Origin of the sequence: Shewanella sp. VB17 (genome assembly GCF_013248905.1) — a bacterium.
Taxonomy (GTDB): Bacteria; Pseudomonadota; Gammaproteobacteria; order Enterobacterales; family Shewanellaceae; genus Shewanella.
On record NZ_JABRVS010000001.1, the window covers coordinates 2,517,167 to 2,529,712 of the forward strand.

A 12,546-nucleotide genomic window follows, 5' to 3' on the forward strand; every position below is an offset into this window, starting at 1 on the left:
TTGTTTATCGTTCATAATTGTTTAAAGTGTGTTTTTGTTAGGTTTCCATTTGGTTAGCATGACGCTTAGCTCTTGCATCTTATAGGGTTTACTTATCAAGTCGTTCATGCCGACTGCTTTACATAAGTCTTGCTCGGTTGAGGTTGTGCCTGCAGTGAGTGCAATAATGGGTTTTACATAGCCTTTAGCACGAAGTGCAGCAGTGGCTTGATAACCATCGATGATGGGCATTCGACAGTCCATTAAAATAAGGTCAACATCATTTTTTTCTAAATAATCAAGAGCTTCTTGTCCATTGGATAGAATTTTAGGAGTGATTTCAAGTTTAGCCAGCATTAATTTAATGAGCATTTGATTGGTCTGGCTGTCTTCGACAACGAGTATAGATAGCTGTTTAAAAGAGGTAGTTGAAACGGTGTCAAGCTGGTGAGAAGGCGCTTGGATCTCTTTTAGTGGTAATGAAACAGAAAATGTACTGCCTATATTAATATCACTGTTGAGGGTGATGCTGCCATTCATTGCATTGACTAAGAGGGTGCAAATGGTTAAGCCCAGCCCAGTGCCTTCAAAGTGTCGATTACTGCGATTGTTAGCTTGTGTGAATGGTTTAAAAATAGCATCTATGTGCTCAGGAGCAATGCCGAATCCAGTATCACTGATAGAAAAATAAAAGCGTTCATTTAACCAGTAGACTTCTACTGATATTTGACCTTTTTCGGTGAACTTAATGGCATTGCCAATTAAATTGACAAATATTTGTTTAATTCTGTCAGGATCTCCCAATAAATAGTTAGGTATGTTGTTGTGATAATGAAATTCGAAATCGAGGGATTTCTCCATTGTTGGTGCTTTGAACAAATCTCGGATCATGTCGCAAAGTTGTTGTGTAGAAAAAGCGATTTCATTTAGTTGCAGCATTCCCGCGTTGATTTTACTGACGTCTAATAAATCATTGATGATCACTTTTAATAATTCACCAGATTGGAACATTGTCTGTATTAGGGTGGTTTGATATACACTCATTGGTGTTTGGAGCATCAGCTCTGTACTGCCTAATAAACCATTGAGTGGTGTTCTTAATTCATGATTGATCATGGCGACAAAATCTCGTGTTGAACTTTCGGATTGTTCAGCACGCTGTTTCTGAGCTAATGTGCGTTCTAATAAGGCTTGTCTTTGGTAAGCTGCACAGAGCATGTCAGTAAAAAGAAGCAGCTGTTTTTCGATCACTTCAGTCCAACGAATAGGAACAGATAATGCAATTTTTAATGATCCTAAGTAGGTATCGTCACTGTTGATAAACATGGTGATCTCATTGGCATTGTTATTCCAGTTACATGCCTTAAGGTTAGGTATTGAATGCCATTGATAGGGAGAGCCGGAGTTCAATACGATGTGCTGTGTTTTGTCGTTGGTATCGATAAATGTAAGTAGCACTGAGGTGAATGTTTCTACAGCGGCAAGATCATCAACCAATAACTGAAGTAATGTATTGGTCATGGGTTTTTGGAGAAAACTTTGGGTGAAATTTAATAAAATAGAATCTAAATAACTTTTTAGCGTGATTAATGCCATGCCTTGATCAGACTTTTCTTGCACGATATGGAGATTGTCTTCTACCAGTTGTTTTGCTAGATAAAGTTCACGACTTTTCTCATCTAACAGCATTTCGGCTGCGAGTCTTGCCTGCTGTTCCCTAGCCACTTTCTTAGTCAGTAAACTGATTTTTTTCTTTAATTCAGTATTTTCATTATTCATAGTAAGACACATTGTTTATTCGCCCAGCGTTAGGCAAAATCGGACTTCAGACTCTTGAGGATTGAGTGGATCCATATCAATGTGTATTTTCTCGTTAAAATGCTCAGCACAGCCATGCAATAATCCAAGACAAACATGTGATAGACAGCGTGCTGAATGATAGTCCATCACCAGCTGTGCTTTTGTTTCCGAAATAAAGATGAATTCAGGTGGCATTGCATTGTGATAGAGTTTTTTTACTTCGATATGAATGTATTCTTCTACACTCTTAACAAACTCAAATGTGGATTTTGTTTTTCCTTCCAGTCCCGGCATACTTTGGTATAAATTAATGAAGATCGATTTGCCATAGACTTCTTGGAGCTGCTCAACGGAAATACCGGTTAATTTGCTAAGACTGACGATCAGCTTAACCAGTGCTAAATGGTCGTAGGTACCTACGCTAGTGTAGGCACCAGTGTCATTGTTATCATCGAGTATTTGCTGGCAAATGTCTAAACCAAATTTATCTTCAACTAAAGTTAAAAATTCAGAAAAAATGATGCCTTTCATTTGTGTATTACTCTGTTTCATCGTTAAAGTAAAACTAGTTTATGGTCAGGTTTTTAGCAATCTGAACAAGCTTAAGGTCGCGATGATAAACATTGATTAAGCTAGGCGTATGGGAGCATCAATGGGTGAGTCATCATCATGATGACTGTTTTGTCGATTAAAATGGCGCTAAATTTAATTATTGAAAATTATTGACTCATAAACCAAATATCTTGTTATTGTTGTTAGGTTTTATGGCATGCTTAACTGATTTTTGAGTATTATTGATTGCCTTGTCGTAAAATATAATGAAACATTAACGAATGCGTTATCGTGCAAGGCGTGTGTTAATTGCAGTAGAGAAGTTCACTATCACTATCGACATCAGGAAAACATTATGCAAATCGGAATACCAAGGGAGATCCTTGATCAGGAGAGCCGGGTAGCCGCGACACCAGCCACTGTTATTCAACTTAAAAAATTGGGTTTCAGTGTGGTTGTACAACGCGGTGCTGGAGAAGCTGCCAATTTTAAAGATGAAGCTTATCAAGAAGCGGGTGCTGAGATTGTGAGTCTTGAAAAAGCATTTCAAGCCGATCTTATTTTGAAAGTGAATGCACCGACGATTGACACGCTGAGTGGCATTGACGAAGCCGATTTAATGCAAGCAGGCACCACGGTTGCCAGTTTTGTCTGGCCGGCTCAGAATCCTGAGTTGCTTGAAAAATGTAAGACAAAAGGCATTAATTTACTTGCTATGGATATGGTGCCACGTATTTCACGGGCTCAATCCCTGGATGCCCGTAGCTCATTAGCAAATGTCGATGGATATCGTGCTGTTATTGAAGCGGCTAACCATTTCGGCCGTTTCTTTACAGGTCAAATTACCGCGGCAGGGAAAGTACCGCCTGCCAAAGTATTGATCATTGGTGCGGGGGTTGCCGGTCTTTCAGCCTTAGGGACTGCAGGGAGTTTAGGGGCTATTGTTCGCGCCTTCGATACTCGCCCCGAAGTGAAAGAGCAGATCCACTCGATGGGTGCAGAATTCTTAGAAGTCGATTTTGAAGAGGAGTCTGGTTCTGGTGATGGTTATGCCAAAGTCATGAGTAAAGCCTTTATTGATGCTGAAATGGCCTTGTTTCGTGAGCAGGCTAAAGACGTTGATATTATCATTACTACTGCACTTATTCCGGGAAAGCCTGCACCAAAATTGATTTTAGCCGATATGGTTGGCTTGATGAAGCCAGGTAGTGTGATTGTTGATCTGGCTGCTGCCAATGGGGGCAACTGTGAGCTGACCGTTCCCGGTGAGGTTGCCGTTGTTAACGATGTGACGATTGTGGGTTATACCGAACTGTCACGTCGGCTTCCAACACAGGCAAGTCAATTATACGGCACTAACTTGGTGAATTTACTCAAGCTGATGGTGCCAGAGAAAAATGGCCATTATGACATTAACTTTGATGACGAAGTGATCCGTGGTGTTACGGCAGTTAACGCGGGGGAGATCACCTTTCCGCCGCCTGTTATCCAGGTCAGTGCACAACCACAAGCAAGGGTTCAAGAGGCAAAAGCTGACGTGGTTGAGAAGAAAAGTAATCCTTGGATTAAACCGATAGTCGCAACGGTTGCAGTGGGCTTATTTGGCCTCATTGCTCAGTCTGCGCCAACGGATTTTCTGCAGCACTTTAGCGTGTTTGTACTTTCATGTGTTGTCGGTTATTACGTGGTTTGGAATGTGAGTCATTCATTGCATACTCCCTTAATGAGTGTCACTAATGCGATCAGTGGCATTATTGTCGTCGGCGCGCTGGTACAGATGAACAGTGACAATACGGTGGTGTTGATTTTATCTGGGATCGCGATATTGATTGCTTCGATTAACATTGCCGGTGGATTCACCGTGACTCAGCGTATGCTGAAAATGTTCCGTAAAGATTAAGGGAATTGACGAATATGTCTATAGGATTATTAAGTGCAGCTTATTTGGTTGCCGCTGTCCTGTTTATCTTCAGTCTTGCAGGCTTAAGTAAACAAGAGACCGCTCAGCGTGGGAATATTTTGGGTATTATCGGGATGGCGATTGCGATAGTTGCGACGCTTGCCAGTACTCAAATTGAAGGCAATAGTTGGATCGTTACATGTGCCATGCTCATCGGTGCAGCCATTGGTGTGCGCTTAGCACTGAAAGTTGAAATGACGGAGATGCCAGAGCTGGTGGCTATTCTTCACAGTTTTGTCGGGATGGCGGCGGTGCTTGTGGGTTTCTCCAGTACATTAGATCACGGTAGCTTAATGGATGCTGTGACCGGGCATATCGATCCGGTGGCGAAAACAATTCATGATGTTGAAGTTTTCTTAGGTATATTTATCGGTGGCGTTACCTTTACCGGCTCAGTGGTGGCATTTGCTAAGCTTCGCGGATTGGTTAGCAGTACACCTAAAAGCTTACCTGGTGCACATTGGTTAAACTTAGGTATGATTGCCGCTTCTGTGATGTTAGGGGGGTATTACATGCAAACTGATGCCATTAGCGCATTAGTTATTATGACCTTAATCGCTTTTGTATTTGGTTATAACTTGGTGTCTGCCATTGGTGGCGCAGATATGCCTGTTGTGGTGTCTATGCTGAATTCATATTCAGGTTGGGCAGCAGCAGCTGCGGGCTTCATGTTAGGTAACGATCTGTTGATTATCACTGGTGCATTAGTCGGTAGTTCTGGTGCGATTCTTTCTTACATTATGTGTAAAGCAATGAATCGTTCATTTATTTCAGTTATTTTAGGGGGCTTTGGCACCGAAAGTGGCACCGTGCTCAGCAGTGATGCAGAACAGGGTGAGCACCGTGAAATTCAGGCTGATGAGGTCGCTGACATGTTGAAAAATGCACGTAATGTCATCATTGCACCTGGTTATGGAATGGCGGTGGCACAAGCACAATACCCTGTTGCAGAAATAACTCAAAAATTACGTCAACGAGGTGTGAATGTGCGTTTTGCTATTCATCCTGTGGCGGGGCGGTTACCTGGTCACATGAATGTGCTTTTGGCTGAAGCTAAATTGCCATACGATATTGTAATGGAGATGGATGAAATCAACGATGACTTTGCCGATACGGACGTAGTGTTGGTGATTGGTGCGAACGATACGGTTAACCCTGCAGCGAAGGAGCCAGGAAGTCCCATTTCAGGCATGCCAGTTCTTGAAGTGTGGCATGCTGACAGTGTTGTCGTGTTTAAGCGCTCAATGGCAACAGGTTATGCTGGTGTACAAAACCCGCTCTTTTTCAAAGATAATACTGAAATGTTATTTGGTGATGCTAAAGAAAGTGTCAATAAAATTTTAGCCAGTCTTTAGCATTTGAATTAAACTATATTGTGGCAATCAAATATCAGCCAATGATGGCTGGTATTTGATTGACTAACAACTCAACAATGTTGCTAAGCAACGATTAATATTTTACAAGTATTAGTACCACCAATGGTTTCCATTGAATCCCCTTTTGTCATCAACACCATATCACCGCTGTTAAGATCTTCAGATGTAGCCAGTGCGGCTAATGCTTGACGTGCAACGTCATCGGCACTCACATTAGTTGAATCGAAATAAATGGGTTTTACTCCCCGATACATGGCCATTTTCGCTAATGTGACATCATGACGAGATAAAGCAAAAATAGGCAATGATGAACTTATTCGTGACATGAGTTCTGCGGTTGCACCAGATTCGGTTAATGCGACAATGGCTTTAATGCCTTTAAGATGGTTGGCTGCGTACATAGTGGATAATGCAATTGTTTCTTCAATTGACTCAAAACTTTGATCTGGTCTATGTTTAAATAGTTGTACGCTTGGATGTGCTTCAGCGCCTAGGCATACGTCCGACATGGCTGTGACGGTTTCTACTGGGAAGTCACCTGCTGCTGTTTCAGCTGAGAGCATAACGGCATCGGTACCGTCGAGCACTGCATTCGCCACATCCATGACTTCTGCACGTGTCGGCATCGAGTTGGTGATCATTGACTCCATCATTTGTGTGGCCGTGATCACGCTTTTGTTGAGTTCACGAGAGCGGTTGATAAGCTTTTTCTGCACAGCAACAAGCGCTGGATCGCCAATTTCAACCCCTAAATCACCTCGAGCCACCATCACAACATCTGAGGCGAGGATCACATCATCCATCGCAGCCTCTGTTGCAACGGCTTCAGCACGTTCCACTTTAGCCACAATCAGTGCATTACTGCCAGCAGCGCGAGCTAATGAGCGAGCATAGTGAAGATCGGTGCCATTACGGGGGAAGGAAACAGCGAGGTAGTCAACTTGAATTTCAGCAGCGGTGATAATATCACGCTTATCTTTTTCAGTTAGCGCTGCCGCGGATAAGCCGCCACCTTGTTTATTGATCCCTTTATTATTGGATAAGGGACCAGCAACGGTCACTGAAGTGTGTATTTTATTGCCATCGATTTGTTCGACACGTAATTGAACCCGACCGTCATCAAGCATCAAAATGTCACCAATATTGACATCATTAGGTAATGCTTTGTAGTCGATACCCACCTGGTCTTCATTACCTAACCCTGTTTCCAGTTCAGCATCTAATATAAAGCGGTGGTTTAATGGTAGGTGTATTTTTTTATTATCTTGGAAGGTTGATATTCGAATTTTAGGGCCTTGAAGATCACCCAATACAGCGACATGAACTCCCAGCTCTTTAGCAATTTTTCGTGTGTCTGCAGCGCGTTTGATGTGGTCTTCAGGTGAGCCGTGAGAGAAATTAAGTCGTACAACGTTAGCCCCTGCTTTTATCATACGACGTAGGGTGTCATCGCGATCAGTTGCTGGACCCAAAGTAGTGACAATTTTGGTTCTGCGGAACATGAGATACTCCGTTAATGTGTAAAAAATATGACATTATATTAACAGGTAATGGATGTTTTTGTAGGAAAGTTACCAACAAAATGATCTTATATAAAGGATGAAATAGATGAGGTTAACTGAAATATGAGCGGTATTACGACAGAATAATGATGTGATACTGCCACAATACCGAGAAAAAGATCACAAATTGGGATCTTTATCTATCCTAGATTCTTTCAATACCTCTTTAACACGTTTCAAACTTTCTCTAAAGCGTGGTCCACGACGTAGAGTAAAACCGGTTGCAAGTACATCAATCACAACTAGTTGAGCTAAGCGAGAAGCCATAGGCAAATACATGTCGGTATCTTCAGGGACTTCTAAGGTGACAGGTAATGTACATTCATATGAGAGAGGTGAATTACGGGTTGTTAGGCCTATTACTGCCGCACCATTCTCCCTTGCGATACGGGCTATATCGATCATTGATTTAGTGCGACCAGTATGTGAAATTAAGACGATAACATCTCCTTCACCGCTGTTAATACAGCTCATTCGTTGCATTAAAACATCATCAAAACAAATAACTGGGACGTTGAATCTGAAAAATTTATTTTGTGCATCATGAGCAACAGAAGCAGATGCGCCAAGGCCAAAAAATGAAATTTTCTTGGCTTGAGTCAGTATGTCAACGGCTCTATTGATGGCTGCTGTATCAATGCTTTGTCTTGCTGTATCAAGGGAAGCCATTGAAGATTCGAATATTTTTGTTGTGTATGAATCAGGGCTGTCATTTTCTTCTACATGACGACTGACATAAGGTGTCCCATTGGCTAAACTTTGAGCTAAGTGAAGTTTGAAGTCAGGAAAACCTTTGGTATCCAATCTGCGGCAGAAACGGTTGACGGTAGGTTCACTCACATCAGCCATTTTAGCTAATGTAGCTATACTAGAGTGGATTGCTGTTTGAGGCGAGGCTAAAATAACCTCAGCGACTTTTCGCTCTGATTTACTAAAATGTGTAAGGCTTTTTTGAACCTTCTCTAGGGTATTCATATGCGTATATCCACTCGAAAGTAATGTAATTATATTTTATTTTTTTGTCATTTTTGTACGTTTTAAGTCGCAGAAACGTGACGTGGGTGACGAATGATAATGAATGAATGGGGTAAACTTTTTATTATATATAGCCATTTAATCAACAAAAGCATATCAGATTATGTATAGCAATGCCTAGGGCTGTTAGTGTCGTATTTTTACAGAATTTTGATGCAATTAATAAATCCTGTTGTTATATTACAACAAATGGGTGAGTTCTCATCGATTCGATGGGGCACCACGATGAAAGGAGATTGAGAAGCTATGGGCATAACAACACCAGAAGCCAAAGCTTGTGATTTTGTATTGTTTGGTACTAAAGGTGACTTAGCTCGTCGTAAATTACTGCCTTCATTATATCAACTGGATAAGGCGGGTTTACTTAACGAAGAGACGAAAGTGATTGGCGTTGCTAAAGATGCTTTTACTGATAAAGAATATAATGAATTAGTCGTTAAGGCGTTAACAGGCTTTATCAAAGAAGAACTCTGTCAAGAGACTCTGGCTCGTTTCTTAGCGCGTTGTCATTATATTGGCACCAACTTCACCGAATCAGAAGGTTATCAAGCCTTTCATGAACTGTTAGAACCGACAAAACGTGTCATGGTCAGTTATTTTGCGACGCCACCTTCTATTTTTGGTGATATTTGTCGTTGCCTTCACGAACAAAACCTTATTCACTCTGACTCTCGTGTTGTGCTTGAAAAGCCGATTGGTTCAGATCTGGCATCATCTAAAGTGATCAATGATCAAGTGGCTGCTTTTTACAACGAAGATCAGGTATACCGTATTGACCATTATTTAGGTAAAGAGACGGTTCAAAATCTCATCGCACTGCGTTTTGCAAATTCTTTATTTGCATCTAAATGGGATAACAGAACCATAGATCATGTTCAGCTCACAGTGGCTGAAGAGGTAGGTATTGAAGGCCGTTGGGGCTACTTCGATAAAGCAGGACAAATGCGAGATATGATTCAAAATCATCTTTTGCAAGTGCTGACCCTCGTGGCGATGGATCCACCAGTTAATCTCGATGCTGACAGTATTCGTGATGAGAAAGTGAAAGTACTTAAATCACTGCGGCCTATTAATTTAGATAATATTTACGAAAATACGGTACGTGGTCAGTACTCTGCCGGTTTCTTACAGGGCTCTCCTGTACCAGGATATCTGGAAGAAGAAGGTGCGAACACACAATCGAATGCTGAAACGTTTGTTGCTCTGCGTGTCGATATCGATAATTGGCGTTGGGCTGGCGTGCCTTTTTACCTTAGAAGTGGTAAACGGATGCCGACTAAGAGTTCTGAGATTGTGGTGTACTTTAAAAATCCGCCTCATAATTTATACCGTTCAAATTACCGTAATCTGCCACCCAATAAATTAACAATCCGTTTGCAGCCTCATGAAGGTATTGAAATTCAGATGATGAATAAGGTGCCAGGTCTTGAGCAAAAACAACGTCTACAAACCACTAAACTTGATTTAAGTTTCACCGACACGTTTAAAAATGAACGTATTGCTGATGCTTACGAACGTTTGTTACTCGAGGCAATGTTAGGTAATCAGGCATTGTTTGTACGTCGTGATGAAGTCGAGCAGGCCTGGACGTGGGTTGATGGGATTATTGAATCTTGGACTGAAAGCAATGATAAGCCTAAACCCTATCCTGCAGGCAGCTGGGGACCTGTGGCAGCGGTTGCTTTGATAGCAAAAGATGGCCGCTCTTGGGATGAATAAAGGAGATAAGACATGATTCAAGCAAGTGTATTTAAGTCATTTGAGAATAAAGAAGCGTTAGAGGAGCAGCTTGCTGAACGTATTGCACAGCAACTTCAAGCGGGTGTCGATAGTCGTGGGAAAGCCAGTTTGATCGTTTCTGGAGGGTCGACACCACTGAAGTTATTCCAGTTGCTGAGCAACAAAAAGGTTGAGTGGGGGGAGGTGTATATTACGTTAGCTGATGAGCGTTGGGTTGACGCGGAAGCTAATGATTCTAATGAAAAATTGGTTAGAGCTCATCTCCTGCAAAATAAAGCGGCGAATGCGAAGTTTCAAGGGTTAAAGAATATGTTTTCCACTCCAGAAGAGGGGTGTGACATGGCGATAGAACAATTAGCGCATTTACCACGTCCTTTTGATGTGGTGATTTTAGGTATGGGAAATGACGGGCATACATGTTCTTGGTTTCCTTGCTCGAAAGAGATTGACGTTGCGCTGTCTACAGATGAACTGTGCGTAGCAGTGAATCCTGAGAGTGCACCCAACTCACGTTTATCTTTATCTAAAACCGCGGTTCTGGCGAGTCGTCAGATATATTTACACATTGTCGGTGAACAAAAGTTAACGGTTTATCGTCAAGCGCTCGAAAACGAGAACGCAAATAGCATGCCGATCAGGGCTGTTTTAGGTCAAAACAAGACCCCTGTCGATGTTTATTGGAGCGCCTAAGGAGCCATTATGCACTCAGTAGTTCAGGCAGTAACAGATAGAATCATAGCCAGAAGCAAAGAACCAAGAGCAAAATATTTAGCGGCCCTCGATGAGGCTAAAAATAATGGGGTGCATCGTAGTTCCCTGAGCTGTGGCAATCTAGCCCATGGTTTTGCAGCGTGTAAACCTGACGACAAACAGTCTATTAAAGCGTTAACTAAAGCCAATATCGGTATCGTTACTGCATTTAATGACATGCTGTCGGCTCATCAGCCTTACGAAACCTACCCGGATTTATTAAAGCAAGCGTGTGCTGAAGTCGGCAGTGTTGCTCAAGTGGCCGCTGGGGTTCCTGCGATGTGTGATGGTGTGACTCAAGGGCAACCAGGCATGGAGTTAAGTTTACTTAGTCGCGAAGTGATAGCCATGTCTACAGCGATTGGGTTGTCGCATAATATGTTTGACGGTGCCTTGTTGCTGGGGATCTGTGACAAGATAGTACCGGGTCTTTTGATTGGTGCATTGAGTTTCGGTCATCTGCCAATGTTATTCGTCCCGGCAGGCCCAATGAAGTCTGGGATCCCCAATAAAGAGAAAGCCCGGATCCGGCAGAAATTTGCACAAGGTTTGGTTGATCGTACCGTGTTACTTGAAGCAGAATCGGCATCCTATCACAGTGCGGGAACATGCACTTTTTACGGAACCGCCAATAGTAATCAGTTAATGTTAGAAGTAATGGGGTTGCAGCTCCCCGGATCATCATTTGTGAACCCTGATGATCCTTTGCGTGAGGTGCTAAATAAAACGGCGGCTCAGCAAGTGTGTCGTTTGACGGAAATGGGCACTCAATATACGCCTATTGGTGAAATTGTTAATGAGAAATCAATCGTTAATGGGATAGTTGCCTTGCTCGCGACAGGCGGGTCAACGAATTTGACGATGCATATTGTTGCCGCCGCCCGTGCAGCAGGAGTGATGGTTAACTGGGATGATTTTTCAGAGCTTTCTGATGCAGTGCCATTAATTGCCCGTGTGTACCCTAATGGTCATGCAGATATTAATCACTTTCATGCGGCAGGTGGAATGGCTTTTTTAGTGAAAGAATTGCTTGATGGAGGTCTTTTACATGAAGATGTTAACACGGTTGCAGGTTACGGGCTGCGTAAATATACCCAAGAGCCGCGTTTGGTTGAGGGTAAGTTAACTTGGGTTGATGGACAAGCAGACAGTTTAGACAAAGAGGTGTTGACTAAAGTCAGTGAACCTTTCCAAGTAAACGGTGGACTTAAGTTACTTAAAGGTAACCTTGGTCGTGCAGTGATCAAGGTCTCGGCTGTGCAAGAGCAACATCGTATCGTTGAAGCACCTGCCGTGGTGATTGATGATCAAAATAAACTTGAGGCTATTTTCAAAGCTGGTGAGCTGGATAAAGATTGTGTTGTTGTTGTTAAAGGACAAGGCCCTAAAGCTATTGGCATGCCTGAGCTACATAAATTAACACCAATATTAGGTACGCTTCAAGATCGTGGTTTTAAGGTTGCTCTGTTGACTGATGGCCGTATGTCTGGCGCATCAGGAAAAGTGCTTGCAGCTATCCATCTGACACCTGAGGCGTTAGATGGCGGGGCTATCGCTAAAATTCAAAATGGAGATATGATCCGCATTAATGCCAAGACCGGAGAGCTAACACTGTTGCTTTCAGTCGCAGAAATACAGGCTCGAGAGGCTGAAAAGGTCATGTTGCGTAGTACCAGTTATGGGATGGGTCGAGAGTTGTTCGGTGCATTACGTTCAAATTTAAGTAGCCCGGAAACTGGTGCACGTTGTACCAGTACCATAGATGAAAACTATTAATTAGGAAGAATATTGC

General features: G+C 42.4%; 9 protein-coding genes. 5 read left to right on the plus strand and 4 right to left on the minus strand.

The window, feature by feature from the left end:
- Nucleotides 1-21: 21 nt before the first annotated feature.
- A complete protein-coding gene (locus HQQ94_RS10810; protein WP_173294423.1) occupies nucleotides 22-1,758 on the minus strand; it encodes an ATP-binding protein in 1,737 nt (578 codons plus the stop codon).
- Between the two features lie 15 nt (nucleotides 1,759-1,773).
- Nucleotides 1,774-2,310, minus strand: a complete 537-nt coding sequence (locus HQQ94_RS10815) for a heme NO-binding domain-containing protein (RefSeq protein ID WP_173294424.1) — start codon at nucleotides 2,308-2,310, stop codon at nucleotides 1,774-1,776.
- 376 nt (nucleotides 2,311-2,686) lie between these two features.
- Between HQQ94_RS10815 and HQQ94_RS10820 the strand changes: the two genes are divergently transcribed.
- Entirely contained in the window at nucleotides 2,687-4,231 is a 1,545-nt protein-coding gene (locus HQQ94_RS10820; protein ID WP_173294425.1) for a Re/Si-specific NAD(P)(+) transhydrogenase subunit alpha, read from the plus strand.
- Between the two features lie 14 nt (nucleotides 4,232-4,245).
- Complete coding sequence (gene pntB / locus HQQ94_RS10825) at nucleotides 4,246-5,646, plus strand: Re/Si-specific NAD(P)(+) transhydrogenase subunit beta (protein ID WP_173294426.1); 1,401 nt, start codon at nucleotides 4,246-4,248, stop codon at nucleotides 5,644-5,646.
- Nucleotides 5,647-5,729: 83 nt separating this feature from the next.
- Here pntB and pyk read toward each other — a convergent pair whose 3' ends face one another.
- On the minus strand, nucleotides 5,730-7,169 hold the full coding sequence (pyk, locus tag HQQ94_RS10830) for a pyruvate kinase (RefSeq protein WP_173294427.1): 1,440 nt from the start codon (nucleotides 7,167-7,169) through the stop codon (nucleotides 5,730-5,732).
- Between the two features lie 180 nt (nucleotides 7,170-7,349).
- Entirely contained in the window at nucleotides 7,350-8,204 is an 855-nt protein-coding gene (locus tag HQQ94_RS10835) for a MurR/RpiR family transcriptional regulator (RefSeq protein WP_173294428.1), read from the minus strand.
- A 306-nt stretch (nucleotides 8,205-8,510) separates the two neighbouring features.
- Between HQQ94_RS10835 and zwf the strand changes: the two genes are divergently transcribed.
- Genes zwf through edd form a run of 3 tightly spaced genes read left to right on the plus strand, consistent with a single transcriptional unit; the run spans nucleotide 8,511 to nucleotide 12,530 of the window.
- Nucleotides 8,511-9,983, plus strand: a complete 1,473-nt coding sequence (gene zwf, locus HQQ94_RS10840) for a glucose-6-phosphate dehydrogenase (protein WP_173294429.1) — start codon at nucleotides 8,511-8,513, stop codon at nucleotides 9,981-9,983.
- Between the two features lie 12 nt (nucleotides 9,984-9,995).
- Nucleotides 9,996-10,694: a 6-phosphogluconolactonase gene (gene pgl, locus HQQ94_RS10845; protein WP_173294430.1), complete on the plus strand. Its 699-nt coding sequence runs from the start codon at nucleotides 9,996-9,998 to the stop codon at nucleotides 10,692-10,694.
- A 9-nt stretch (nucleotides 10,695-10,703) separates the two neighbouring features.
- Nucleotides 10,704-12,530, plus strand: a complete 1,827-nt coding sequence (gene edd, locus HQQ94_RS10850; RefSeq protein ID WP_173294431.1) for a phosphogluconate dehydratase — start codon at nucleotides 10,704-10,706, stop codon at nucleotides 12,528-12,530.
- Nucleotides 12,531-12,546 lie beyond the last annotated feature (16 nt).